The organism is Agromyces sp. NPDC056389 (assembly GCF_042262385.1).
GTDB lineage: Bacteria > Actinomycetota > Actinomycetes > Actinomycetales > Microbacteriaceae > Agromyces.
This window is the reverse complement of record NZ_JBHJPN010000002.1, coordinates 1-26,111: the sequence shown is the minus strand read 5'-3', so window position 1 is coordinate 26,111 and position 26,111 is coordinate 1. Positions and strand designations below refer to the sequence as shown.

Genomic DNA, 26,111 nt, shown 5'->3' with positions numbered 1-26,111 from the left:
CGGCATCCGCTTGAATGGAGGCATGGCTTCGGCGCTCGATGCGTTCTCGCCCGCGACGCGGGCGTGGTTCACCGAGTCCTTCACGGCGCCCACCACCGTGCAGAACGGCGCATGGCAGGCGATCTCGCGCGGTGAGCACTCGCTCGTCGTCGCCCCGACGGGCTCGGGCAAGACCCTCGCTGCGTTCCTCTGGGCGATCGACCGGCTGCATCACGAGAATGCCGATGCCGAATCGACGGGCACGCGCGTCATCTACCTCTCGCCGCTGAAGGCGCTCGGCGTCGACGTCGAGCGCAACCTCAGGGCGCCCCTCATCGGCATCGCCCGCACCGCGACGGCGCACGGCATCGAGGTGCCCGAGGTCTCCGTCGGCGTGCGCTCCGGCGACACGCCGCCGGGCGAGCGGCGACGGCTCGTGACGCACCCGCCCGAGATCCTCATCACGACGCCCGAGTCGCTGTTCCTCATGCTCACCTCGGCGGCGCGCGAGACCCTCCGCGGCGTGCAGACGGTGATCGTCGACGAGATCCACGCGCTCGCGGGCACGAAGCGCGGCTCGCATCTCGCGCTCTCGCTCGAGCGGCTCGACGAACTCACCGCCGCACCGGTGCAGCGCATCGGACTCTCGGCGACCGTACGGCCACACGAGGAGGTGGCGCGGTTCCTCGGCGGCACCCGGGCGGTCACGATCGTGGCGCCGGCCTCGGGCAAGAAATTCGACCTGCGGGTCACCGTGCCCGTCGACGACCTCTCCGACCTCGCGGGCGAGACGGGGGCCGGCACGGTGTGGCCGCACGTCGAGGAGGCGATCCTCGACGAGGTGCTCGCGCACCGCTCCACGATCGTCTTCGCGAATTCCCGGCGACTCGCCGAACGGCTGACGGCGAGGCTCAACGAGCTCTGGGCCGAGCGCACCGCGCTGCAGGTCGAGGCACTGACGGTGCCGGTGCAGGCAGCCGCGGTGCCGACGGCGACGAGACGAACGCCGGCAGAGGCGGTCGGCGCCTCGGGCATCACCACGGGAGCGCCGCCCGTGATCGCGCGCTCGCACCACGGCTCGGTGAGCAAAGAGGAGCGCGCCCTCGTCGAAGACGATCTCAAGTCGGGAAGGCTCCGCTGCGTCGTCGCGACCTCGAGCCTCGAGCTCGGCATCGACATGGGCGCGGTCGACCTCGTCATGCAGGTGGAGTCGCCGCCCTCGGTCGCGAGCGGCCTGCAACGGCTCGGCCGAGCCGGGCACCAGGTCGGCGAGGTCTCGAAGGGCCTCATCTTCCCGAAGCACCGGGCCGATGTGCTGCACTCGGCGGTCGTCGCCGAACGCATGATCGGCGGGGCGATCGAAGAGCTCCGCATCCCCGCGAACCCGCTCGACGTGCTCGCCCAGCAGACGATCGCGGCGACCGCACTCGACGAGTGGGACGTCGAGGCGTGGTTCGAGCTCGTGCGCCGCGCAGCGCCCTACGCCGCGCTGCCCCGCTCGGCGTTCGACGCGACGCTCGACCTGCTCGCCGGGCGGTACCCCTCCGATCGCTTCGGCGAGCTCCGTGCTCGCATCGTCTGGGACCGCGACGCCGGCACGATCGTCGGCCGTCGCGGTGCCCAGCGCCTCGCGGTCACGAGTGGCGGCACGATCCCCGACCGGGGCCTGTTCGGCGTGTTCATGGTCGGCGAGGCGGGCCCCGGCCGCCGCGTCGGCGAACTCGACGAGGAGATGGTCTACGAGTCGCGGGTCGGCGACGTGTTCGCCCTCGGGGCCACGAGCTGGCGCATTCAAGAGATCACCCACGACCGCGTGCTCGTCGCACCCGCATTCGGCGAGCCGGGCCGACTTCCGTTCTGGAAGGGCGACGGCATCGGACGCCCCGCCGAACTCGGGGCGGCGATCGGCGGCTTCATCGCGGAGCTGTCGGGCGCACCGGCATCCGACGCCCTCGCTCGCAGCCGTGCCGCCGGGCTCGACGAGCGCGCCGCCACGAACCTCGTGAAGTTCATCGACGACCAGCGCACGGCGACCCGGGTGGTGCCCGACGCGACGAACCTCGTGGTCGAGCGGTTCCGCGACGAGCTCGGCGACTGGCGCATCGTGCTGCACTCGCCCTACGGCATGCGCGTGCACGCGCCGTGGGCCCTCGCCATCGGCGCGCGCGTGCGCGAGCAGAGCGGCGTCGACTCCAATGCCGTGGCGAGCGACGACGGAATCGTGCTGCGCATGCCCGACACGGGCGACGAACCGCCCGGCGCCGAGCTCTTCGCCTTCGAACCGGCCGAGCTCACCGAGCTCGTCACGGCGAACGTCGGCGGTTCGGCACTGTTCGCTGCGCGGTTCCGCGAGTGCGCCGCGCGGGCGCTCATCCTGCCGCGGACGAACCCGGGCAAGCGTTCGCCGCTCTGGCAGCAGCGGCAGCGGGCGTCGCAACTGCTCGAGGTCGCCCGCGACTTCCCAGAGTTCCCCATCGTGCTCGAGGCGGTGCGGGAGTGCCTGCAAGACGTCTACGACCTGCCGGCGCTCACCCGCCTCGCCGAAAGGATCGAACGTCGCGAGCTGCGATTCGTCGACGTCACGACCGAGTCGCCGAGCCCGTTCGCCTCGAGCCTCCTCTTCGGCTACGTGGGCGCATTCATGTACGAGGGCGACGCCCCGCTCGCGGAGCGCCGGGCGGCAGCCCTCTCGCTCGACCCGGCACTCCTCGCCGAGCTGCTCGGCACGGTCGAGCTGCGCGAGCTCCTCGACCCCGAGGTGGTCGACGAAGTCGAGCGCATGCTCCAACGGCTCCATCCCGATCGCCTCGCTCGCGGCGAGGAGGGGGTCGCCGACCTGCTCGGCGATCTCGGACCGCTCACGGCCGAAGAGGTGGCGGCGAGGGTCGATGAAGAGACGGATGCCGGTGCGGCCCTCGCGGCGCTCGTCGAGGCGCGTCGTGCCGCACCGGTGAGCTTCGGCGGCCGGTCGTGGTTCGTCGCGGTCGAAGACGTCAGCCGGTTGCGCGATGCGCTCGGCGTGCCGATCCCGCCGGGGCTTCCCGAGGTGTTCGGCGAGGGGGTGCGCGACCCGCTCGGAGATCTCGTCGCCCGCTACGCCCGCACGCACGGCCCGTTCACGGCGCAGGCCGTGGCGGAGCGCTTCGGCATCGGGCAGGTCGTGGCATCCGCGGCCCTCGCGAGGCTCGGCGGAGAGCGCCGCGTGGTCGAGGGCGAGTTCCTGCCCCACGGGTCGGGACTGGAGTGGTGCGACAGCGGAGTGCTCCGACGCATCAGGCGACGCTCGCTCGCGGTGCTCCGCAACGAGGTCGAACCGGTCGAGCCGCGCGAGTTCGCTCGCTTCCTGCCGGCCTGGCAGCACGTGGGCGGCAAGCTCAGCGGCGTCGACGGCGTCGCCGCGGTGATCGAGCAGCTCGAGGGCGCGCGCATCCCGGCCTCCGCATGGGAGGCGTACGTGCTGCCGGCGAGGGTCGCCGACTACCGGCCGGGCATGCTCGACGAACTGACCGCGTCGGGCGAGGTGCTCTGGGCCGGCACCGGGTCGCTCGGCGGCGACGACGGGTGGATCAGCCTGCACCTCGCGGAGACGGCCGAGCTCACGCTGCCGCCGCCCGCCGAGGCACCGCTCGATCCGCTCGAATCCGAACTCGTCGCGGTGCTCGGCGGGGGAGGCGGCTTCTTCTTCCGCCAGTTGGCCGAGGCCGTGGGCTCCGAAGACGACCGCGCGCTCGCCGACGCGCTCTGGCGGCTCGTCTGGGCAGGTCTCGTCACCAACGACACCTTCGCCCCGGTGCGCGGCATGCTCGCCGGCGGGGGAGCGCACAAGACCGCTGCACCCACTCCTCGCGCCCGGCTTCGGGCGGGTTCGCTGTCGCGCCGATCGCTCGCGGCGACCGTGCAGGCCGGGCGCACGGCCGCGGCCCGAGCCAACCCGCCACGGGCCGCCGGGCGCTGGTCGGTGCTGCCGCTCGCGAGCGGCGCCGCCACACCGCGGGCGCACGCCCTCGGCGAGGCGCTGCTCGAGCGGTACGGCATCGTCACCAGGGGCTCGGTGATGGCCGAGGCGCACGTCGGCGGGTTCGCGCTCGCCTATCGCACGCTCTCGGGCTTCGAGGACTCGGGCCGGGTGCGTCGTGGCTATTTCATCGACGGCCAGGGCGGGGCGCAGTTCGCGACGGGGGCGGCCGTCGACCGTCTCCGCGCCGCGCCGAAGGGCGAGGCCGTCGCGCTCGCGGCCACCGATCCGGCCAATCCGTTCGGCGCCGCCCTCGACTGGCCCGAGCTTCCGGGTGAGAGCGCGCATCGACCGGGCCGCAAGGCGGGCGCCTTCGTCGCGATCGTCGACGGCGAGGCGGTGCTCTACCTCGAGCGCGGCGGACGCACGACCCTCGTCTTCACCGACGACGAGCCGGCATTGGCAGCGGCGACCACGGCACTCGCCGCCGCGCTCACGCGGGGCCGCACCGAGCGGCTTCGCGTCGAGACGGTGAACGGCGACGCGGTCTTCGGATCGGCGCTCGACCGACCGCTGCGCGCCGCCGGGTTCCGGGAGACGCCGAGAGGGCTCCGCTTCGATGCCAGAGGGTGACACCGTCCACCAGGCGGCGCGGCGACTCGACGAGGCGCTCGCAGGTCGCACGGTCACCCGCTCCGACTTCCGGGTGCCCGCGCTCGCCGAGGTCGACCTGGCCGGCGAGCAGGTGCACTCCGTCGGGAGCCGCGGAAAGCACCTCCTGATGCGCATCGGCGGGGTCGTCGTGCACTCGCACCTGAAGATGGAGGGGGAGTGGCGGGTGTTCCGCCCCGGTGCTCCATGGCGACGGCCCGCCTGGCAGGCGCGCGCGATCATCGAGGTGCCGGATGCCTCGGCGGTCGGCTTCGACCTCGGCACCCTCGAGCTGTTCGGCGCGGCGGAGGAGGGCGAGCGGCTCGGCTACCTCGGGCCCGACCTGCTCGGGCCCGACTGGGACGCCCACGAGGCCGCGCGCCGGCTCGCGAGCGCGCCCGAGACTCCCGTCGCGGTCGCCCTCGCCGAGCAGCGCAATCTCGCGGGGCTCGGCAACGTCTACGTCAACGAGCTGTGCTTCCTCCGCGGCATCCTGCCGACCCGGCCGATCGGCGAGGTCGAACTCGTGCCCCTCGTGGCGCTCGCGAGCCGCGTCATCCGTGCCAACCGCGATCGTGCGGTGCGCACGACGACCGGCGACACGCATCGCGGCCGGCAGCTCTGGGTCTACGGCCGTGGAGGCGAGGCGTGCCGGCGTTGCGGCACGCTCATCGAGCACGGCCGACTCGGACGCAACGCCGTCGAGCAGCGCGAGACCTGGTGGTGCCCGAGCTGTCAGCGCTAGCGTGCCGCCGGGTCGGTCCGGCTCAGCTGACCGGACCGGTCCACTTCTCGCCGGGGCCCTTGCCGATCGGGTCGGGGATGACGGATGCCTCGCGGAACGCGAGCTGCAGCGAACGCAGGCCGTCGCGCAGCGAGCGAGCGTGCATGTCGCTGATCTCGGGAGCGCCGGCCGTGATGAGCCCGGCGAGGGCGTTGATGAGCTTGCGCGCCTCGTCGAGGTCGATCTGCTCCTCGGGGTCTTCTGCCAGTCCGACCTTCACGGCGGCGGCGCTCATGAGGTGCACGGCGGCGGTCGTGATGATCTCGACTGCGGGGACCTCGGCGATGTCGCGGGTGGCGCCCTCGACCGTGGTCTCGTCTGAACTACTGTTCACGGATTTCCTCTGCTAGACTACTTCGGGCTCCGGGGCTTCACCCCGGTACGAAAGTGGAGATTCTCCCACCCGCGCATACCGCTTCATCAAGGTTACCGGGTCATTGCACTCCGCTCCCGCGTCGCAAGACGGGGGAGTAGATAGGGTGCCGCATGAAAAGCACGGTGGAAATCCGTGTACGCATGCGCGAATTTCTCCTTTCGTCGTCGGGCGGCAACCGCCTCCCGACCGAGCGAAACCGCTTGAGTAGAGGAGAACACGCATCAGCGATCCCCGTACAAACGACCGTATCCGCGTCCCCGAGGTTCGACTCGTGGGGCCTGCCGGAGAGCAGGTCGGCGTCGTGAAGATCGAGGTGGCCCTGCGGCTCGCGCAGGAGGCCGATCTCGATCTCGTCGAGGTCGCTCCGAACTCGAAGCCGCCGGTCGCGAAGATCATGGACTACGGCAAGTTCAAGTACGAGGCTGCGCAGAAGGCGAAAGAGGCCCGGCGCAACCAGGCGAACACCATCCTCAAAGAGGTGCGGTTCCGTCTCAAGATCGACAAGCACGACTACGAGACCAAGATGAAGCGCGCCATCGGCTTCCTGAAGGCCGGCGACAAGGTCAAGGCGATGATCCTCTTCCGCGGTCGCGAGCAGTCGCGCCCCGAGATGGGTGTCCGCCTGCTGCAGCGCTTCGCGGAAGACGTGGCCGAGTTCGGCACGGTCGAGCACACCCCGACGATCGACGGCCGCAACATGGTCATGGTGATCGGACCCCTCAAGAACAAGGCCGAGGCCAAGGCCGAAGCCAATGCACAGCGTGCTGCAGCGAAGGCGCGACCGGCGGCAGACGCCCCGGCCGACGGCGACGAGCAGACGGCCGAGCCCGTCGAGGGCTGAGCCAAACATCCCCGTCCGTCACTCGCGTGACGGCAGAACCAAGGAGAAATACGAGATGCCGAAGCAGAAGACCCACTCCGGGTCCAAGAAGCGCTTCAAGATCACCGGTAGCGGCAAGATCAAGAAGCAGCAGGCCGGTATGCGCCACAATCTCGAGGTCAAGTCCTCGAAGCGCAAGGCCCGTCTGAACCAGGACAAGGTCGTGTCGGCCCCCGACGCCAAGGTCATCAAGAAGCTTCTCGGCCACTGAGCCGCGAGACCCGTTAAGGAAGAAACAGAGTCATGGCAAGAGTGAAGCGGGCGGTCAACGCCCACAAGAAGCGCCGGGTCATTCTCGAGCGCGCCAGTGGTTACCGCGGCCAGCGTTCGCGTCTCTACCGCAAGGCCAAGGAGCAGGTCACCCACTCCCTCGTCTACGCGTACCGCGACCGCCGCCAGAAGAAGGGCGACTTCCGTCGCCTCTGGATCCAGCGCATCAACGCCGCGTCGCGTGCGAACGGCCTCACGTACAACCGCCTGATCCAGGGCCTCGGCCTTGCGGGCATCCAGGTCGACCGCCGCATCCTCGCCGACCTCGCGGTCAACGAGCCTGCGACGTTCGCCGCACTGGTCGAGTCGGCCAGGAAGGCCCTCCCGGCCGACACCTCGGCTCCGAAGACCGCCGCGTAAGAAGGCGCTGCATTCTTCGGCGGCCGACACCTCGGCTCCGAAGACCGCCGCGTCAGCAGCGACTTCAGCTTTCGAACGGCCCGGCACCTCCGCTGCACAAGCGGGGTGCCGGGCCGTTCGGCATTCCCCCAATAGAATTGGGACATGCTCGAGAATCCCCGATCGCCGCGCGTGCGCGCAGTAGCGAAGCTCGCCCGCAAGGCGGCACGTGTCGAGAGCGGGATGTTCCTGCTCGAGGGGCCCCAGGCCGTCGCCGAGGCGCTCACCTTCCGGCCTGAACTGGTCATCGAGCTCTTCGCGACGCCGACGGCGCTCGAGCGCCACCCCGAGATCGTCGAGGCTGCGGCGTCGACGGAGGTCGAGATCGAGTTCGTCACCGAAGAGGTGCTCGACTCGATGGCCGACACGGTGACGCCGCAGGGATTCGTGGCGATCTGCCGCCAGTTCCCGACCGCGGTGAAAGACGTCTTCGCGGCGAAGCCGAAGCTCGTCGCCATCCTCGAAGAGGTGCGCGACCCCGGCAACGCCGGCACCATCGTGCGCGCGGCCGATGCCGCAGGTGCCGATGCGGTCATCTTCACCGGGCGCACCGTCGATCTCTACAACCCGAAGGTCGTCCGCTCGTCGACGGGCTCGATCTTCCACCTGCCCGTCGCCATCGGCGCCGAGCTCGAAGACGTGCTCGTGCGGGCGCGCGCCGCGGGTCTCGCGGTGCTCGCCGCCGACGTGAAGGGCGACGACCTGCTCTCCGCCCGCACCGCCGGCGCGCTCGCCGGGCCGACCGCCTGGGTGTTCGGCAACGAGGCCCGTGGCCTGCCAGACGAGCAGCTCGAGCTCGCCGATCGCGTGGTCACCGTGCCGATCTACGGGCACGCGGAATCGATGAACCTCGCGACCGCGGCTTCCGTCTGCCTGTACGAGAGCGCCTTCGCTCAGCGCACTGCTGATCACGGTTAGGTAACCACTGCTCTCCTCCTTGTCGCTCGGCCGCTGCTGGCCCTAACTTGGGGGATATGGAGCCAACGCAGCCTGCCCCGCCGACCTCGAACATCTCGGTGCGTCGCGGCGAGCCGCTCGTGGTCGTCGACCACATCGACAAGCACTACGGCGAGCTCCACGTGCTCAACGACATCAACACCGTCGTGAACCGCGGCGAGGTCGTCGTCGTCATCGGCCCGAGCGGCTCGGGCAAGTCGACGCTCTGCCGTGCGATCAACCGCCTCGAGACGATCGACTCGGGCTCGATCGCGATCGATGGCGTGAAGCTCCCCGAAGAGGGCGCCGCGCTCGCGAAGCTCCGCGCCGACGTCGGCATGGTCTTCCAGTCGTTCAACCTGTTCGCGCACAAGACCGTGCTCGAGAACGTCACGCTGGCACCGATCAAGGTCAAGCGGATGTCGCGGAAAGACGCCGAGGCGAAGGCGATGGAGCTGCTCGAGCGCGTCGGCGTCGCGAACCAGGCGAAGAAGCTCCCGGCCCAGCTGTCGGGCGGTCAGCAGCAGCGCGTGGCCATCGCCCGTTCGCTCGCGATGAACCCCAAGCTCATCCTGATGGACGAGCCGACGAGCGCGCTCGACCCCGAGATGATCAACGAGGTGCTCGACGTCATGATCGGCCTGGCCAAAGACGGCATGACGATGATCGTCGTCACGCACGAGATGGGCTTCGCACGCAAGGCGGCCGACCGCGTGCTGTTCATGGCCGACGGCCGGATCGTCGAAGAGGCGGCGCCCGCCGAGTTCTTCGACCACCCGAAGTCCGAGCGTGCGAAGGACTTCCTCTCGAAGATCCTCGAGCACTAGAGACCTGCGCCGTCACGAGCGGCGAGGAACCATCACACAGGAGAAGAGGCAGAGACATGAAACGCATGAGAATGGCACTCGTCGCAGCAGCTGCGGTGTCGGCGCTCGCGCTGGCGGGCTGTGCAGGCGGTGGCGGCGAGACCGCCGAGCCCACGGCAGAACCGGCCCCCACGTTCGAAGCCGGCACGACCATGGCGAAGCTCTCCGAGGCGGGCAAGATCACCGTCGGTACGAAGTTCGACCAGCCCTTGTTCGGCCTCAAGGGGCCGTCGGGCGACCCCGAGGGCTTCGACGTCGAGATCGCGAAGATCATCGCGAGCGAACTCGGCATCGACGAAGAGAACATCGAGTGGGTCGAGTCGGTCTCGGCGAACCGCGAGCCGTTCATCGAGAACGGCCAGGTCGACATCGTCGTGGCGACGTACACGATCAACGACAAGCGCAAGGAGGTCGTCTCCTTCGCCGGCCCGTACTACATGGCCGGTCAGTCGATCCTCGTGCTCGCCGACAACGACGACATCAAGAGCGAGGAAGACCTCGTCGGCCAGCCCGTGTGCTCGGTCACCGGTTCCACCCCCGCGGCGAACCTGAAGGAGCTCGGCGCCGAGGTCATCGAGACCGATACGTACAGCAACTGCCTTGAACCGCTCCGCAGCGGCCAGGTCGTCGCGGTGTCGACCGACAACGTGATCCTCGCGGGTCTCGCCGCTCAGAACGAGGGCGAGTTCAAGGTCGTCGGCGAGCCCTTCACCGAAGAGCCCTACGGCATCGGCCTCGCGCTCGATGACACCGACTTCCGCATGTGGATCAACGACGTGCTCGAAGAGGCGTACGAAGACGGCCGCTACGAGGAGGCGTGGAACTCCACGGCCGGAGCCGTGCTGCCGTTCGTCGAGCCGCCGGCCGTCGACCGCTACTGATCGGTACGGGTCCCGGGCGCACGTCGCCCGGGATCCGTCCCACCACCTGACCGGAACGGAGACGCGTGGACGCCGTCATCGAGAACCTGCCGACGTACCTCGAGGGCTTCAGGATGACCCTGCTGCTCCTCGTCGTGAGCGGTGTCTCGGCACTCATCCTCGGCACGATCATCGCCGCGATGCGCATTTCGCCGGTCGGGTCGTTGCGAGCGTTCGCGACGGTGTACACCGAGCTCGTGCGCAATACGCCGCTGACGCTCGTGCTCTTCTTCTGCGCGATCATCCTGCCGTACCTCGGATCGCGCCTCGATTACGTGACGGCCGCAATGATCGGACTCTCCGTCTACACCTCCCCGTTCGTCGCAGAGGCGCTCCGCTCTGGCATCAACGGCGTGCCGCTCGGGCAGGCCGAGGCCGCTCGCAGTGTGGGACTCGGGTTCGGCCAGACGGTCAGCCTCGTGATCATGCCGCAGGCGTTCCGCATGACGATCCCCCCGCTCATCAACGTCTTCATCGCGCTCACGAAGAACACTTCGGTCGCTGGCGGGTTCTTCGTCTTCGAACTCTTCGCCGCGACGCGTGAGATCGCGAATGCCAACGGCAACGCAGTGATCGCGATCCTGTTGGCCGCCGCGACGCTGTACCTCGTGATCACGATCCCATTGGGCATCCTCGCCGCCCAGCTCGAACGCAAGTGGGTGGTGCAGCGATGAGTAACTCGTCGGTCCTCTTCGACGCACCAGGACCCAAGTCCCGCCGTGCGTCACTGATCTCCTCGATCATCGCGGGCATCCTCATCATCGCCGGCCTCGCCTGGATGGCCTGGACGCTGGCCCAACCGCGCGAGAGCGGCGGCATCACCCTCCCCGGATTCTTCGACCCGAGCCGGTGGGACATCTTCGCCGATCCCGAGGTGTGGCAGTACATCTTCTTCGAGGGCGTGCTCGGCACGCTCAAGGCGGCCCTCGTCGCCTCGGTGTTCGCAATCGCGCTCGGCGTCGTGTTCTCCCTGCTGCGAAGCGCGCAGGCGGCGTGGATCCGGGTCCCCACCACCGTGATCCTCGAGTTCCTGCGCGGCATGCCGGTGCTGCTCATGATGCTGTTCATCCTCCTCGCGCTGAACACCGGCTCGTACTGGGCGGTCGTCGCCGCACTCAGCCTCTACAACGGTGCGCTCATCGGCGAGGCGCTGCGCGCCGGCCTGGCAGCGCTTCCCCGCGGGCAGCGGGAGGCCGGGCTGAGTCTCGGCATGCGCCCGTTGCAGTCCAAGATGCTCGTGGAGTTTCCGCAGGCGTTCCGCCAGATGCTGCCGATCATCGTGGCCCAGCTCGTCGTGCTCCTGAAGGACACGTCGCTCGGCTACATCGTCGGCTACACCGAGTTGCTCCGCACGAACATGAACGTGCTCGGCAGCTTCTATGGGAACCGCTACCTGTTCTCGCTCTTCGTCGTGACGCTCGTGCTCTACCTGATCATGAACCTCTCGCTGTCGTGGTTCGCACGCTGGCTGTCGAAGCGCACCGCGTCGAAGTCGAGCGGCACGAGACTCGATCCCGAGGATCCGAACCAGGCGATGCTCGTCGCGCAGGCGACGGCCACGGCGCGTCAGTCCGAAACGCAGCACGGCAGCATCTGACGCGACCCGAGTCGGAGGGTCTTGCCCGGTAGACTCGTTTCTCGTGTCCGAGCCCCGTGAAATCACCGAGAGCGCCGTCCAGACGGCGGTCGACGCAGCCCTCGCGGCCATCGCGTCGGCCGGCGACTCCGCCGCGCTGAAGCAGGTCCGCACCGAGCACACCGGCGACAAGTCCGCCCTTGCGCTCCTGAACGCCGAACTCCGCAACGTTCCGAACGAGCAGAAGGCCGCACTCGGCAAGCTCGTCGGCGGCGCCCGCGGTCGGGTGAACCAGGCGTTCGCCGCCCGCGAGGCCGAGATCGTCGAGGCCGAGGCCGCCGCGCAGCTCGCGGCGGAGACGTTGGACGTCACGGCGCTCGCGTCGCGGTACCGCCCGGGTGCGCGGCATCCGCTGTCCCTCCTGCAGGACCGCGTCTGCGACGTCTTCACCGGTATGGGCTGGGAGATCGCCGAGGGCCCCGAGGTCGAGAGCGAGTGGTTCAACTTCGACGCGCTGAACTTCGACGCCGACCACCCTGCCCGCGCCATGCAGGACACGTTCTTCGTCGACCCGCCCGAGTCGCACCTCGTGCTGCGCACGCACACGAGCCCGGTGCAGATCCGCTCGATGCTCGAGCGCGAACTGCCGCTCTACGTGCTCGCACCGGGCCGCGTCTATCGCACCGACGAGTTCGACGCCACGCACCTGCCCGTCTTCATGCAGTTCGAGGGCGTCGCCGTCGACAAGGGCCTCACGATGGCGCACCTCAAGGGCACTCTCGATCACTTCGTGAAGTCGATCTTCGGCGACGAGGCGAAGATCCGCCTGCGCCCGAGCTTCTTCCCCTTCACCGAGCCGTCGGCCGAGCTCGACTTCTGGCACCCGACCTTCAAGGGCGGCGCGCGCTGGATCGAGTGGGGCGGCTGCGGCATGATGCACCCCAACGTGCTGAAGGCGGCGGGCATCGATCCCGACGTCTACACCGGGTTCGCCTTCGGCATGGGCATCGAGCGCGGGCTCATGCTCCGCAACGACGTGCAGGACATGCGCGAAATGGTCGAGGGAGACATCCGCTTCTCCCAGCAGTTCGGAATGGTGGTCTAGAACATGCGGGTTCCACTGAGTTGGCTCGCCGAGTACGTCGAGCTCGTGCCGGGCACCACGCCTGAAGACGTGCACGCCGCCCTCGTCAAGGTCGGCCTCGAAGAGGAGGACGTGCACACGTTCGACCTCGAGGGTCCGATCGTCGTGGGCGAGGTGCTCGAGTTCGTCGAGGAGCCGCAGTCCAACGGCAAGACCATCCGCTGGTGCCAGGTGCGCGTCGCCCCCGAGGGCGAGACCGCGGCCGATGGCGGCGACGCCGTGCACGGCATCGTCTGCGGTGCCCGCAACTTCTTCGTCGGCGACAAGGTCGTCGTGACGCTGCCGGGCGCCGTGCTGCCCGGTCCGTTCCCGATCGCCGCACGCAAGACCTACGGCCACGTCTCCGACGGCATGATCGCCTCGGCGCGCGAGCTCGGCCTCGGCGAAGACCACGACGGCATCCTGCGACTGTCGACCCTCGGCATCGACGCACCCGTCGGCACCGACGCGATCGCGCTGCTCGGCCTCGACGACGCCGCCATCGAGATCAACGTCACCCCCGACCGCGGCTACGCGTTCTCGATCCGCGGCGTCGCTCGCGAGTACGCCCACGCGACCGGGGCCCGATTCCGCGACCCGGTCGAGCAGGCTGCGCCGGCGGATGTCTCCGACGACGCGTTCTCCGTCGTGATCGACGACGCCGCTCCGATCCGCGGCAAGATCGGCTCCTCGGTCTTCGCCACGCGCATCGTGCGCGACGTCGACGCCTCGCGTCCGACGCCGCCGTGGATGATCGCGCGACTGAAGCTCGCCGGCATCCGCTCGATCTCGCTGCTCGTCGACATCACGAACTACGTCATGCTCGAGCTCGGCCAGCCGATCCACGGCTACGACCTCGACCAGCTCCGCGGCGGCATCGTCGTACGCCGCGCCACGGTGGGGGAGAAGTTCACCACGCTCGACGGCAAGGAGCGCACACTCCACGTCGAAGACCTCGTCGTCACCGACGACCGTGGGCCGATCGGCCTCGGCGGCGTCATGGGCGGCGCGGAGACCGAGATGGGCGACGAGACGCGCAACGTGCTCGTCGAAGCGGCCAACTGGGACCCGGTGTCGATCGCGCGCACAGCGCGTCGCCACAAGCTGCCGAGCGAGGCCGCCAAGCGCTACGAGCGGGGCGTCGACCCCGAGATCGCGGCCGCGGCCGTCTCGCGCGTCGCCCAGCTCATGGTCGACCTCGCCGGCGGCACCGCCGACGCGGGCGGCTCCCTGATCTCGAACGCACCGGCGCGCGCGGCGATCCTGCTTCCTGCGGGATTCGTCTCCTCGATCATCGGCGTCGAGTACACCGAGGCCGAGGTGCACGACGCCCTCGCCGAGATCGGCGGCGTCATCAGCACCGTCGAGGGCGGATTCTCGGTCGTGCCGCCGGCCTGGCGCCCCGACCTGACGGGCCGTGAAGAGCTCGCCGAAGAGGTGGCCCGCCTGATCGGCTACGACCGCATCCCCTCGGTGCTGCCCGTCGCGCCTCCTGGCCGCGGCCTCACCCGCTCTCAGCGGTTGCGTCGTCGCACGGCCGACACGCTCGCGGCCGCCGGATCGGTCGAGGTGCTCTCCTTCCCGTTCGTCTCCGACGCCGACAACGCGGTGTTCGGCAGTGCCGACGGCGCGCCCGTGGCATCCGTACGCATTGCGAACGCCCTCGACCAGACCGTGCCGTTCCTGCGTCGATCGCTCGTGCCCGGCCTAATCGGCGCCGCGCGTCGCAACCTCTCGCGCGGCCTGACCGACCTCGATCTCTTCGAGATCGGCACGGTGTTCCTGCCCGAGCCGGGTCGCACGTACGGGTCGCTCGAACTTCCGGTGGGCAACGAGAAGCCGAGCGACGAGGTGCTCGCAGCGCTCGACGCCGGCATCCCGCCGCAGCCGCGCCACCTCGGAGCACTCATCGTCGGCGACGTCGTGGCGAAGCAGCCGGGTCAGCCCGCCGTGCCCGCCGGCATCGCCGACGCGCTCGACGTCGTGCGCCAGGTCGAACTCGCGACCGGTGCCCGCATCGACGTCTCGCAGGGCTCGCACTCGGCGATGCACCCGGGCCGCACGGCCGAACTGCGCGTCGGAGGCTCGCTCGTCGGCTACGCGGGCGAACTGCTGCCGGCGCTCGCCCTCGAAGCCGACCTGCCGCGGGTCGTCGCGGTCGTCGAACTCGACCTCGACGCCGTCATCGCCCTGACCGACCCCGCCCTGGAGGCGCGGACGATCGACACGATGCCCGCTGCGACGCAGGACCTCTCGCTCATCGTCCCTGTGGAGGTCGCGGCGGCCGAGGTCGCCACGGCGATCCGCGAGGGCGCCGGCGCGTTGCTCGAGCACCTCTCGATCGTCGACGACTACCGCGGCCAGGGCGTGCCCGCCGGGGCGAAGAGCCTGACGTTCGCGCTCAGGTTCCGTGCCGACGACCGCACCCTCACCGCGGCCGAGGCCAGCGAGGCGAAGCTCGCCGGTGCTGCGCTCGCGAGCGATCGCTTCGGCGCGGCCATCCGCGAGTAGTCGCGAGGTCGGCGACGTCGGTACGTCGGCTGTCTCCGCGGACGGCGTGACCCCGGCTCGATTCCGAGGAGATCGGCGATATGGAGGATGATCGGGCCGCGCCCGAACCTCGGAATCGCAGATCTCCTCGGAATCGCGGTGAGATGACTCCCGTAGAAATACCAACATGCGCGCGTGCCGTGCGTTTGCACGACACGAGCCGCGCCGGATAGGGTCGCTGTATGTCCGCCGCTCGGTTCGCAGCCCCCGCACGCATCTCGCGTGTCGTCGTGGTGCGCAGCCGACGTCGTGGCGAGCGCCGACTCTAGGCGACCCCGCATGCGGCAACGAAGCCGTCAGCAGGTGTCGCCGGAACCGTCCCTCGACCACTCCGACCGTTCTGGTCGCATGCGTCGCAGGGAGCCCGACCTCGACCACTTCGACCTTTCAGGTCATGTGCATTGTCGTGAGCCAACCTCGACCACTTCAGACCTTTAAGGTGGAACCATGACGTTCACCGTCGCCGTTTCCGGCGCGTCCGGCTATGCCGGAGGCGAGATCCTTCGCCTCCTCGCCGATCATCCCGATTTCGACGTGCGCACCGTGACCGCGCACTCCAACGCCGGCCAGCCGCTCATCGCGGTGCAGCCGCACCTGCGCAGCTACACGCATCTCACGCTGAAGGACACGACGGCCGAGAACCTCGCCGGCCATGACATCGTGTTCCTCGCGCTCCCGCACGGGGCATCCGGTGCGGTCGCGGCGCAGCTGGCGCCCGAGACGCTCGTCATCGACTGCGGTGCCGACCACCGCCTCGAGAGCAAGGCCGACTGGGCGGCGTTCTACGGCGGCGAATTCCACGGCGCGTGGACCTACGGCGTGCCCGAGCTGCCGCGGCTGTCGGGCACGCAGCGCGACCGGCTCGCGAAGACGAAGCGCATCGCTGCACCGGGCTGCAACGCCTCGACGGTGGCGCTGTCCCTCGCGCCCGGCATCCGGGCCGGGGTCATCGAGGCATCCGATGTCGTCTCGGTGCTCGCGGTGGGGCCGTCGGGAGCCGGCAAGAGCCTGAAGGCGCACCTGCTCGGCTCCGAGATCCTCGGTTCGGCGAACCCCTACTCGGTCGGCGGCGTGCACCGGCACATCCCCGAGATCCAGCAGGCGCTGCGCTGGGCGGGCGGCGGCGATCCCACCATCTCGTTCACCCCGGTCATCGTGCCGATGTCGCGGGGCATCCTCGCGACCTCGACGGCCCGCATCGTTCCCGGCACGGATGCCGCGACGGTCCGCGCCGCCTGGGAGGACGCCTACGCAGGGGAGCGCTTCGTGCAGCTGCTGCCCGAGGGGCAGTTCCCGCGCACGGCCGACGTGCTCGGTGCGAACACCGCGCTCCTCGGCCTCCAGATCGACGAGAACTCGGGCCGCGTCGTCGTGGTCGCCGCCGTCGACAACCTCGTGAAGGGCACCGCGGGTGCCGCCATCCAGTCCGCGAACATCGCACTCGGGCTCACCGAGTCGACCGGACTCCCCGTGAACGGAGTCGCCCCGTGACCGTCACCCATCCGCTGGGATTCGAAGCCGCCGGCATCGCCGCGGGCATCAAGCGCTCGGGCGCGCTCGACCTCGCGCTCGTCGTGAACCGCGGGCCTGCGCAGCAGGCGGCGGTCGTGTTCACGGCGAACCGGGCGCAGGCCAACCCGATCATCTGGTCGAAGCAGGTCGCGGCCGACGGCATCGTCTCGGCGATCGTGCTGAACTCAGGCGGGGCCAACTGCTTCACGGGCCCCGAGGGGTTCCAGGTCACCCACCGCACGGCGGAGGCCGTCGCCTCGGGCCTCGGCGTCGCAGCAGGCGACGTGCTCGTCTGCTCGACCGGTCTCATCGGCGACCAGCTCGACGGTGAGGTGCTCGAAGAGGGCGTGGTCTCGGCGATCGCCCGTCTCTCCGCCGACGGCGGCGACGACGCGGCTCGCGCGATCATGACGACCGACACGACGCCGAAGCAGGTCGTCGTCGAAGGAGGCGGCTGGTCGATCGGCGGCATCGCGAAGGGCGCGGGCATGCTGGCCCCCGGCCTCGCGACGATGCTGGTGGTCGTGACGACGGATGCCTCGCTGCCGGCCGACGATCTCGACACCGCACTCCGCGCCGCAACGCGCGTGACCTTCGACCGGCTCGATTCCGACGGCTGCATGTCGACGAACGACCAGGTGTCGCTGCTCTCCTCGGGCGCGTCGGGCGTCACGCCCGATCTCGGCGAGTTCACCGCGGCCCTCACCGAGGCCTGCCGCAACCTCGCGCTGCAGCTGCAGGCCGACGCCGAGGGCGCGAGCCACGACATCGCGATCGAGGTCGTCGGCGCGGTGACCGAAGACGACGCCGTCGAGGTCGGTCGTTCGGTCGCCCGCAACAACCTCTTCAAGGCGGCGATCTTCGGCAACGACCCGAACTGGGGCCGGGTGCTGGCTGCGATCGGCACGACGAGCGCACCGTTCGACCCCTACCTCGTCGACGTCTCGATGAACGGAGTGCGCGTCTGCCACGCCGGTCGCCCCGACGCCCCGCGCGAACAGGTCGACCTCACGCCGCGCGCGACGCACGTGCTCATCGAGCTGCACGCCGGCGAGGCATCCGCCACCATCTTCACGAACGATCTCACGCACGACTACGTGCACGAGAACAGCGCCTACGCGAGTTGAGCATGAGCGACGACATCGAAACCGAACCCGACGATACCAACGACGCCGCGGCGAAAGCCCAGGTGCTGATCGATTCGCTGCCCTGGCTGAAGCGATTCCACGGCGAGACGATCGTCGTCAAGTTCGGCGGCAACGCCATGGTGAGCCCCGAACTGCAGCGCGCCTTCGCCGAGGACATGGTCTACCTGCGCTACGCCGGCATCAAGCCCGTCGTCGTGCACGGCGGCGGACCGCAGATCTCGGCGATGCTCGAGCGGCTCGGCATCCCGAGCGAGTTCCGCGGAGGCTACCGGGTCACGACACCCGAGACCATGGACGTGGTGCGCATGGTGCTCTCCGGCCAGGTGAACCGAGAGCTCGTCTCGCTCATCAACGAGCACGGACCCCTCGCCTCCGGCCTCTCGGGCGAAGACGCCGGACTGTTCACCGGGCGGCGTCGCGGCGCCATCGTCGACGGCGAAGAGGTCGACCTCGGGCTCGTCGGCGACGTCGTCGCGGTCGACCCGGCCGCCGTGCTCGCCGAACTCGACGCCGAGCGCATCCCCGTGGTGTCCTCGATCGCCCCCGACGGCGACGTCACCGGGCAGTCGCTGAACGTGAACGCCGATTCGGCCGCGGCGTCGCTCGCGGTCGCGCTCGGCGCGGCGAAGCTCGTGATCCTCACCGACGTCGCCGGTCTCTACCGCGATTGGCCGAACCGCGACTCGCTCGTCTCGGTGATCGACGTGCCCTCGCTCGTCGAACTGCTGCCGAGCCTCGAGTCGGGCATGATCCCGAAGATGGCCGCGTGCCTCGAGGCCGTCGAGGGCGGCGTCGCGAAGGCCGCCATCATCGACGGCCGCGTGCCGCACTCGATCCTGCTCGAGGTCTTCACGCAGTCGGGCATCGGCACCGAGGTGGTGGCGGCGTGAACGACTGGCAGCTGCGGTTCGACCAGCGCATCATGCGCTCCATCGGCATGCCGCTCGCGAAGCTCGAGCACGGCTCGGGCGCCTGGGTGACGGATGCCGCGGGCACGACCTACCTCGACTTCCTCGCCGGCATCGCGGTGAACTCCCTCGGGCACGCGCACCCGGTGTTCGTCGAGGCGGTCACCGCGCAGGCGTCGAAGCTCGCGCACGTGTCGAACTACTTCACGACCGAACCCGCGCTCGAGCTCGCAGAGCGGCTCGTCCGTCTCGCCGGCGCAGGACCCGACGGGCGCGCCTGGTTCGGCAACTCGGGCGCAGAGGCGAACGAGGCCGCGTTCAAGCTCGCGCGCCTCAACAACTCGGGCGGTGCGCGCACCCGGGTGATCGCACTCGTCGACGCCTTCCACGGGCGCACGATGGGCTCGCTCGCCCTGACCGGCAAGCCGCACATGCGTGCGCCGTTCGAGCCGATGGCCGGCGGAGTGGAGCACATCCCCGCGACGATCGAGGCGCTCGAAGCATCCATCGACGACGCGGTCGCGGCCGTCTTCGTCGAGCCCATCCAGGGCGAGGCCGGCGTCGTCGAACTGCCCGAGGGATTCCTGGAGGCGGCACGCGAGCTGACCCTCCGCCACGGTGCACTGCTCATCGTCGACGAGATCCAGACCGGCGCAGGCCGCACCGGCGAGTGGTTCGGGTTCCAGCACGACGGCATCACGCCCGACGCGATCACGGTCGCGAAGGGCATCGGCGGCGGTATCCCGATCGGCGGCCTCATCACCTTCGGCCGTGCCTCCGAGCTGTACCAGAAGGGCCAGCACGGCTCGACCTTCGGCGGCAACCCGCTCGCGACCGCGGTGTCCAACGCGGTGCTCGGTGAGATCGAGCGAGCCGGTCTCGTCGAGAACGCCGCCGTGCGGGGCCCGCAGCTGCGCCGGCGCGTCGAGGCGATCGGTTCGCCGCTCGTCGCAGGCACTCGCGGCCGGGGTCTCCTCGTCGGCGTGGCGCTCACGGCGCCGGTCGCCGGCGACGTCGTCGCACACGCCATGCACCACGGACTCATCGTGAACGCCGCCAACGACACCACCATCCGCATCGCGCCGCCGCTCATCGTCGGCGACGCGGAGATCGACGAGTTCGACGCACGCTTCGCGCGCGCCCTCGCCGATGCCCACCCGTACTGACCCGACCGACCTCTCCACGAACGGACGCACCACATGACCCGCCACTTCCTCCGGGACGACGACCTCACCCAGGCCGAGCAGACCGAGATCCTCGATCTCGCCGAGCAGCTCAAGGCCGACCGATGGTCGCAGACGCCGCTCGCCGGCCCGCAGACCGTCGCCGTGATCTTCGACAAGTCCTCGACGCGCACGCGCGTGTCGTTCGCCGTCGGCATCGCCGACCTCGGCGGTTCGCCGCTCATCATCTCGACCGCCAACAGCCAGCTCGGCGGCAAGGAGACTCCCTCCGACACCGCCCGGGTGCTCGAGCGCATGGTCTCCGCGATCGTCTGGCGCACCTACGCGCAGGCCGGTCTCGAGGAGATGGCCGCCGGCACCACCGTGCCCGTCGTCAACGCCCTCTCCGACGACTTCCACCCGTGCCAGCTGCTCGCCGACCTGCTCACCATCCGCGAGCACAAGGGCCGGCTCGCCGGACTCACGGTCACCTTCCTCGGCGACGGCCGCAGCAACATGGCGCAGTCGTACCTGCTCGCCGGCGCGACCGCGGGCATGCACGTCCGCATCGCCGCTCCGGCCGAGTTCGCGCCCGAGGCATCCGTCGTGGCCGACGCCGAGCGCATCGCAGCGACGACCGGCGGGTCCGTCGCCGTCGTCACCGACGCGCGCGAGTCCGTGACCGGAGTCGACGTCGTCGTCACCGACACGTGGGTGTCGATGGGCAAGGAGGAGGAGAAGGCGCATCGCGTCGCCACCTTCGGCGGGTACCAGGTGGATGCGGAGCTCATGTCGCTCGCGGCATCCGATGCGGTGTTCATGCACTGCCTGCCCGCCGATCGCGGGTACGAGGTGAGCGCCGACGTGATCGACGGCCGGCAGTCGATCATCTGGGACGAGGCGGAGAACCGACTGCACGCCCAGAAGGCGCTGCTCGTGTGGCTGCTCGCCCGGAAGGACGCATGATGAGCGACGTGAACGGCACCGACGACACCGGCACTCCCGAGGGCACCGAGACTCACGGCACCAACGAGGGCTCGCTCTGGGGTGCTCGATTCGCGAGCGGTCCGTCGCCCGAGCTGCAGCGCCTCTCGAAGTCGACGCACTTCGACTGGCAGCTCGCGGGCTACGACCTCGCGGGGTCCCGGGCGCACGCCCGGGCACTCGCCGCCGCCGGATACCTCGAAGCCGACGAGCTGGACGCCATGCTCGCCGGGCTCGACACCCTCGAGGCACGCGTGGTCTCGGGCGAGAACGTCGCCGGCGAGGCGGACGAAGACGTGCACGGCGCCCTCGAGGCTGCACTGATCACGATCGTCGGCCCCGAACTCGGCGGCAAGCTCCGCGCCGGCCGCAGCCGCAACGACCAGATCGCCACGCTCGTGCGCCTCTACCTGAAAGACCACGCCGCGACCATCGGGCGCGACCTCGTGCACCTCATCGACGCGCTCGCCGCGCAGGCCGACGCGCACCGCACGGCGATCATGCCCGGGCGCACGCACCTGCAGCACGCGCAGCCGGTGCTGCTCGCGCACCACCTGCTCGCGCACGCATGGGCGCTCTCGCGCGACCTCGAGCGGCTCGTCGACTGGACGAAGCGAGCGGATGTCTCGCCGTACGGCGGCGGCGCTCTCGCCGGGTCGACGCTCGGTCTCGACGCGGCATCCGTCGCCCGCGACCTCGGCCTCGCGAGCCCCGCCGAGAACTCGATCGACGCCACCGCGAGCCGAGACGTCGTGGCCGAGTTCGCCTTCGTCACGGCGATGATCGGCATCGACCTCTCACGCTTCGCGGAAGAGATCATCCTCTGGAACACCCGCGAGTTCGGCTTCGTCACGTTGCACGACGGCTACTCGACGGGCTCCTCGATCATGCCGCAGAAGAAGAACCCCGACATCGCCGAGCTCGCGCGCGGCAAGTCGGGCCGTCTCATCGGCAACCTCACGGGGCTGCTCGCGACTCTGAAGGCGCTGCCGCTCGCGTACAACCGCGACCTGCAGGAGGACAAGGAGCCGGTCTTCGACTCCGTCGAGACCCTCGAGGTGCTGCTGCCCGCCTTCACGGGCATGGTCGCGACGCTGACGTTCCACACCGACCGCATGGCCGAGCTCGCGCCGGCCGGCTTCTCGCTGGCGACGGATGTCGCGGAGTGGCTCGTGAAGCAGCGCGTGCCGTTCCGCGACGCCCACGAGATCACCGGCGCGCTCGTGCGCTACGCGGAAGAGCACTCGCTCGAGCTCGACGCCGTCGACGACGACGCACTCGCGGCGATCTCCCCGCATCTCACGCCGGATGTGCGCGAAGTGCTCACGGTCGAGGGCTCGGTGGCGAGTCGCGACGGCATCGGCGGCACCGCCCCGGTGCGCGTCGCCGAGCAGTTCTCCCGGCTCGCCGACCGCGTGCGGCACCTCGTCGCCGGCCTTCCGGAAGTGCACAGCCCGGAGGCGCGCAGCTGAGCGGACTCGTCACCCCCGACCGGGAGTTCTTCGAACAGGATCCCGTCGCGCTCGCACCGCTCCTCCTCGGAGCGGTGCTGAGCTACGACGCTCCCGACGGGCCGGTGGCGATCCGGCTGTCGGAGCTCGAGGCCTACCGAGGCGTCGGCGAGGATCCCGGGTCCCATGCCTTCCGGGGGCGCACACCGCGGAACAGGGTGATGTTCGGTGCGCCGGCGCACCTGTACGCGTACTTCAGCTACGGAATGCACGTGTGCCTCAACATCGTCGCGCGTCCGGCCGGCTCCTCGTCGGGCGTCCTCATGCGCGGAGCAACGGTCGTCGACGGAATCGAACTGGCGCGAAGCCGTCGGCCCGGCGTGAGCGATCGCGATCTCGCGAGGGGACCGGGCCGGCTCGCGAAGGCGCTCGGGGTGCCGCTCGAGGCCGGCGGCAGCGACCTGCTCGCACCGCCGTTCACGCTGCAGGTGCCGGCGACGCCGCTGCACGCCGCGAGCGGTCCGCGCACGGGCGTCGGGGGAGACGGCGGCGGATCGCAGTATCCGTGGCGGTTCTGGCTGCCCGGCGACGAGGGCGTCTCGCCGTATCGCCGGCACAAGCTCGCGGCGGAGTGACGCTCAGCGCAACGCGAGATGCACGACGAGTGCGCCGGCGCACGCCCAGATGAGGCTCGCGAAGGTGCCGATGATGAATCGCTCACGGGCCTCTGGCGCCTCGAGCTCGGTGAATCGGCCGACGCCCTTGATCGCGACGACGATCGCGAGCGCCTCGGGGAATCCGGCGATGATCGCACCCGCCGAGGCGATGCGTTCGAGCACGCCGATCGTGAGCCCGCCGCGCAGCACCTCGCGCTTGGCTGCCGCCTGCACGCCCCGGTGCTCTTCGTCCGCCGATCGCTTCTCGGCGACGATGATGCCGCCGTGGAGGCCGGGTGCGACGGTGCCGCCCATCGCGAGATCGAGTGCCGTCGCCGCGGCCGGGCTGCCGCCGAACACGGCGACGGTGAGGCCGAGCACCGTGATGAGCGGGGCCAGACCGAACTGCGCGGGGTCGCCTGCGGATGCCGCAGCGAGGAGCGCCACGCCGAGCGAGCCCGCGGCGAACCACATGTACGCGCGGCGCGGGCGCAGGTACGCGAGCACCGAGAGCGTCGCCGCTGCGAGCAGCGAGATCACCAGGGCCGACCAGGTGATGGCATCGGCGATGACGAAGAGGTTCATGCGTGGGCTCCCGTCGAGCTGTCGAGGTTCTCGAGCAGCCTAGCGAGGGCGGGCACGGCGTCGAGCTCTGCACGGATATTCGCCGACTTCATTCGCGAGCTGATCGCCGGGGCGCTGACCCCGAGCTCGTCGGCGATCTCCGACTGCATGGCGCCCGCGACGATGCGGTCGTAGACCTCCCATCCCTGGTCCGACCTGCGCTCGCGGAGGAGGAGGGCGAGCTTGAACAGTGCCTCGACATGCTCGGCGTCATCGTGCGCGGCCTCGATCGCGAGCCTGGGCGTGCTCTTCTTGGCACGCTCGACCGCGTCGCGTGCGGCGAAGAACGCCTCGCCGCTCGCCTCCCGGATGTCCGCCGGAAGGGGATCCCGCACGTCGCCGCATCCGATGCCGACGCTCCAGGCGCCGTCGCGGGTCAGTTCGAAGACGACCTCGACGACGGTGCGGGCATCGCGGGTGATCAGCTGGATCTCGTCGCCTGCGTTGCGTGCGACCGGCAGGAGCAGCTTCTCGCCGTGGGCGCGTTGGATGCGGTCGCGCTCGGCTCCGGCGAGGTCGGCCTGCGTGCGACTGGAGACCTGGTCTGCGGTGACGACGATCATGGCACCCCTTCAGCGTGTAGCCTTCATCAGTGGTCAGATAAGCATACAGGATTAATCCACATTCGGTTAGAGATGGGACCTAATCCGCTCGCTGATACCCTGACGGAGTGTCAGACCCCGTGATCCTCAGTACCCAGCAGAACGACGCCTCATTCGATGACGTCTGGGAGGAGCTCGTCTGGCGCGGCCTCGTGCACGTGTCGACCGACCAGGCTGCGCTGAAAGAGCTTCTCGCGGGCGAGCCGATCACGTATTACTGCGGTTTCGACCCCACTGCGCCGAGCCTGCACCTCGGCAATCTCGTGCAGCTGCTGACGATGCGCCGCATCCAGCTCGCCGGCCACAAGCCGCTCGGCCTCGTCGGCGGCTCGACCGGCCTGATCGGCGATCCCCGGCCCACGGCCGAGCGCACGCTCAACACGAAGGAGACCGTCGCCGAGTGGGTCGGGTACCTGCAGGGGCAGGTCTCGAGGTTCCTCTCGGGCGAAGGCGAGAACGCGGTCCGGCTCGTCAACAACCTCGATTGGACTGGCGGGCTCTCCGCCATCGACTTCCTCCGCGAGATCGGCAAGCACTACCGTGTCGGCACGATGCTGAAGAAGGACGCGGTGGCATCGCGCCTGAACTCCGACGCCGGCATCAGCTACACCGAGTTCAGCTACCAGATCCTGCAGGGCTTCGACTACCTCGAGCTCTACCGCCAGTACGGCTGCGTGCTGCAGACGGGCGGCAGCGACCAGTGGGGCAACCTCACGAGCGGTACCGATCTCATCCACCGCGTCGAAGGTGCCAGCGTGCACGCGATCGGCACCCCGCTCGTCACGAACTCCGACGGCACGAAGTTCGGCAAGAGCGAGGGCAACGCCATCTGGCTGGATGCCTCGATGTGCAGCCCGTACGCGTTCTACCAGTTCTGGCTCAACACCGACGATGCCGACGTCATCTCGCGGCTGAAGATCTTCACGTTCCTCAGTCGGGAGCGCATCGAGCAGCTCGAAGGACTCGTCGAGACCGAGCCGTTCAAGCGCGAGGCGCAGAAGGTGCTCGCCCTCGAGGTCACGACGCTGGTGCACGGCGCGGAGGCCACGCGGGCCGTGATCGATGCGTCGCGCGCGCTGTTCGGGCAGGGCGACCTCGCCGCCCTCGACCGCGCGACGCTCGAGGCCGCGGTTCGCGAACTTCCGAACACCACGGCGACGACGGATGCCTCGATCGTCCAGCTCCTCGTCGACACCGGGCTCGTCTCGAGCCAGAGCGAGGGCCGGCGCGCCATCGCCCAAGGGGGAGTGTCGCTCGACAACGTGCGCATCGACGATGACGCCGCGACGCTCGACGGTCGTGTTGCGGCAGGTGGCCTGGCAGTGCTTCGCCGCGGCAAGAAGACGCTCGCAGGTGTCTTCGTCGAATAGTCGTTCGCAGTTGGTTCCGGGGCTCCGGTCGTTCACTTCGGTGAGGGCCGGAGCCCTTGTCGTTTGGGGGGTGTGGGGTGCGACACGCCCGGGTTGCAGGCAAGATTTGCGTGGGTGGTTGTGGTGCACGTAGAGTAATCACTCGTTGCCCCACAGGAGCGGAAGAGCGGGACTGCTGAGAAGCGTCTGGTTCTCCTCCTCAAGTTGGCACGATGATCCCAAACCGAGTCGTTGTTTTTCGTCTTGTGTTTGAAGCGTTCGGATGCGTCCCTGGTGGGATGGCCGGATGAGAATGATGAAGCTCCGGTGTTCGGCCCTTGTGTGGGTCGGGTGTCGGGTGCGTCCGTTCCTTGAGAACTCAACAGCGTGCACTATGTTCAATGCCAAATTATTGAACCCCGACCTCACCTTTGGTGGGGGGAGGATTC

The 26,111-nt window shown here is 69.7% G+C and carries 23 protein-coding genes; 20 read left to right on the top strand and 3 right to left on the bottom strand.

Annotated elements, in window-relative coordinates:
* Positions 1 to 22 precede the first annotated feature (22 nt).
* Both ACFCVM_RS13050 and ACFCVM_RS13045 read left to right on the top strand, forming a co-directional pair.
* Complete coding sequence (locus tag ACFCVM_RS13050; protein WP_375836761.1) at positions 23 to 4,567, top strand: ATP-dependent helicase; 4,545 nt, start codon at positions 23 to 25, stop codon at positions 4,565 to 4,567.
* On the top strand, positions 4,554 to 5,330 hold the full coding sequence (locus ACFCVM_RS13045) for a DNA-formamidopyrimidine glycosylase family protein (RefSeq protein ID WP_375836759.1): 777 nt from the start codon (positions 4,554 to 4,556) through the stop codon (positions 5,328 to 5,330). Before ACFCVM_RS13050 ends, ACFCVM_RS13045 begins: the two co-directional genes overlap by 14 nt.
* Positions 5,331 to 5,352: 22 nt before the next feature.
* Here the strand turns inward: ACFCVM_RS13045 and ACFCVM_RS13040 are convergent, their stop codons facing one another.
* Complete coding sequence (locus ACFCVM_RS13040; RefSeq protein WP_074261092.1) at positions 5,353 to 5,703, bottom strand: DUF1844 domain-containing protein; 351 nt, start codon at positions 5,701 to 5,703, stop codon at positions 5,353 to 5,355.
* A 262-nt stretch (positions 5,704 to 5,965) separates the two neighbouring features.
* Between ACFCVM_RS13040 and infC the strand changes: the two genes are divergently transcribed.
* The 17 genes from infC (at position 5,966) to ACFCVM_RS12955 (ending at position 23,066) form a co-directional block, all read left to right on the top strand.
* Complete coding sequence (gene infC, locus ACFCVM_RS13035; RefSeq protein ID WP_375837624.1) at positions 5,966 to 6,586, top strand: translation initiation factor IF-3; 621 nt, start codon at positions 5,966 to 5,968, stop codon at positions 6,584 to 6,586.
* Between the two features lie 55 nt (positions 6,587 to 6,641).
* Positions 6,642 to 6,836 carry a 50S ribosomal protein L35 gene (rpmI, locus tag ACFCVM_RS13030; protein ID WP_056657888.1) on the top strand — a complete coding sequence of 65 codons (195 nt, stop codon included), beginning with the start codon at positions 6,642 to 6,644 and terminating at the stop codon, positions 6,834 to 6,836.
* 32 nt (positions 6,837 to 6,868) lie between these two features.
* Positions 6,869 to 7,255 carry a 50S ribosomal protein L20 gene (rplT, locus tag ACFCVM_RS13025; RefSeq protein ID WP_375836757.1) on the top strand — a complete coding sequence of 129 codons (387 nt, stop codon included), beginning with the start codon at positions 6,869 to 6,871 and terminating at the stop codon, positions 7,253 to 7,255.
* Between the two features lie 144 nt (positions 7,256 to 7,399).
* The gene (locus tag ACFCVM_RS13020) at positions 7,400 to 8,212 is read left to right on the top strand and encodes a TrmH family RNA methyltransferase (protein ID WP_375836755.1); all 813 of its coding nucleotides are present in this window, start codon (positions 7,400 to 7,402) and stop codon (positions 8,210 to 8,212) included.
* 56 nt (positions 8,213 to 8,268) lie between these two features.
* A complete protein-coding gene (locus tag ACFCVM_RS13015) occupies positions 8,269 to 9,057 on the top strand; it encodes an amino acid ABC transporter ATP-binding protein (RefSeq protein ID WP_375836753.1) in 789 nt (262 codons plus the stop codon).
* Positions 9,058 to 9,113: 56 nt separating this feature from the next.
* Complete coding sequence (locus ACFCVM_RS13010; protein WP_375836751.1) at positions 9,114 to 9,977, top strand: glutamate ABC transporter substrate-binding protein; 864 nt, start codon at positions 9,114 to 9,116, stop codon at positions 9,975 to 9,977.
* A gap of 65 nt (positions 9,978 to 10,042) precedes the next feature.
* Entirely contained in the window at positions 10,043 to 10,690 is a 648-nt protein-coding gene (locus ACFCVM_RS13005; RefSeq protein WP_375836749.1) for an amino acid ABC transporter permease, read from the top strand.
* Positions 10,687 to 11,613: an amino acid ABC transporter permease gene (locus ACFCVM_RS13000; protein WP_375836747.1), complete on the top strand. Its 927-nt coding sequence runs from the start codon at positions 10,687 to 10,689 to the stop codon at positions 11,611 to 11,613. Before ACFCVM_RS13005 ends, ACFCVM_RS13000 begins: the two co-directional genes overlap by 4 nt.
* Before the next feature lie 43 nt (positions 11,614 to 11,656).
* On the top strand, positions 11,657 to 12,697 hold the full coding sequence (gene pheS, locus ACFCVM_RS12995; protein ID WP_375836745.1) for a phenylalanine--tRNA ligase subunit alpha: 1,041 nt from the start codon (positions 11,657 to 11,659) through the stop codon (positions 12,695 to 12,697).
* A 3-nt stretch (positions 12,698 to 12,700) separates the two neighbouring features.
* Positions 12,701 to 15,226 (top strand): phenylalanine--tRNA ligase subunit beta, encoded by a 2,526-nt coding sequence (gene pheT / locus ACFCVM_RS12990; RefSeq protein WP_375836744.1) that lies wholly within the window; start codon positions 12,701 to 12,703, stop codon positions 15,224 to 15,226.
* A gap of 486 nt (positions 15,227 to 15,712) precedes the next feature.
* Positions 15,713 to 16,756, top strand: a complete 1,044-nt coding sequence (gene argC / locus ACFCVM_RS12985; protein WP_375836742.1) for an N-acetyl-gamma-glutamyl-phosphate reductase — start codon at positions 15,713 to 15,715, stop codon at positions 16,754 to 16,756.
* Positions 16,753 to 17,904 carry a bifunctional glutamate N-acetyltransferase/amino-acid acetyltransferase ArgJ gene (argJ, locus tag ACFCVM_RS12980; protein WP_375836740.1) on the top strand — a complete coding sequence of 384 codons (1,152 nt, stop codon included), beginning with the start codon at positions 16,753 to 16,755 and terminating at the stop codon, positions 17,902 to 17,904. The genes argC and argJ overlap by 4 nt, the downstream gene beginning before the upstream one ends.
* A gap of 2 nt (positions 17,905 to 17,906) precedes the next feature.
* Positions 17,907 to 18,815 (top strand): acetylglutamate kinase, encoded by a 909-nt coding sequence (argB, locus tag ACFCVM_RS12975; RefSeq protein ID WP_375836738.1) that lies wholly within the window; start codon positions 17,907 to 17,909, stop codon positions 18,813 to 18,815.
* A gap of 32 nt (positions 18,816 to 18,847) precedes the next feature.
* Complete coding sequence (locus tag ACFCVM_RS12970; protein WP_375837623.1) at positions 18,848 to 19,999, top strand: acetylornithine transaminase; 1,152 nt, start codon at positions 18,848 to 18,850, stop codon at positions 19,997 to 19,999.
* 33 nt (positions 20,000 to 20,032) lie between these two features.
* Positions 20,033 to 20,962, top strand: a complete 930-nt coding sequence (gene argF, locus ACFCVM_RS12965; RefSeq protein WP_375836736.1) for an ornithine carbamoyltransferase — start codon at positions 20,033 to 20,035, stop codon at positions 20,960 to 20,962.
* The gene (argH, locus tag ACFCVM_RS12960; protein ID WP_375836734.1) at positions 20,962 to 22,452 is read left to right on the top strand and encodes an argininosuccinate lyase; all 1,491 of its coding nucleotides are present in this window, start codon (positions 20,962 to 20,964) and stop codon (positions 22,450 to 22,452) included. Before argF ends, argH begins: the two co-directional genes overlap by 1 nt.
* On the top strand, positions 22,449 to 23,066 hold the full coding sequence (locus tag ACFCVM_RS12955) for a DNA-3-methyladenine glycosylase (RefSeq protein WP_375837622.1): 618 nt from the start codon (positions 22,449 to 22,451) through the stop codon (positions 23,064 to 23,066). Before argH ends, ACFCVM_RS12955 begins: the two co-directional genes overlap by 4 nt.
* 3 nt (positions 23,067 to 23,069) lie before the next feature.
* On the opposite strand, the gene ACFCVM_RS12950 is transcribed toward ACFCVM_RS12955, so the two are convergent.
* Positions 23,070 to 23,672 carry a hypothetical protein gene (locus ACFCVM_RS12950; protein WP_375836732.1) on the bottom strand — a complete coding sequence of 201 codons (603 nt, stop codon included), beginning with the start codon at positions 23,670 to 23,672 and terminating at the stop codon, positions 23,070 to 23,072.
* Positions 23,669 to 24,274, bottom strand: coding sequence for a DNA-binding protein (locus ACFCVM_RS12945; protein WP_375836730.1), 606 nt, complete (start codon positions 24,272 to 24,274; stop codon positions 23,669 to 23,671). The genes ACFCVM_RS12950 and ACFCVM_RS12945 overlap by 4 nt, the downstream gene beginning before the upstream one ends.
* 107 nt (positions 24,275 to 24,381) lie before the next feature.
* On the opposite strand from ACFCVM_RS12945, the gene tyrS reads away from it, so the two are divergent.
* Positions 24,382 to 25,683, top strand: a complete 1,302-nt coding sequence (gene tyrS, locus ACFCVM_RS12940) for a tyrosine--tRNA ligase (RefSeq protein ID WP_375836729.1) — start codon at positions 24,382 to 24,384, stop codon at positions 25,681 to 25,683.
* The last annotated feature ends 428 nt before the right edge of the window (positions 25,684 to 26,111 follow it).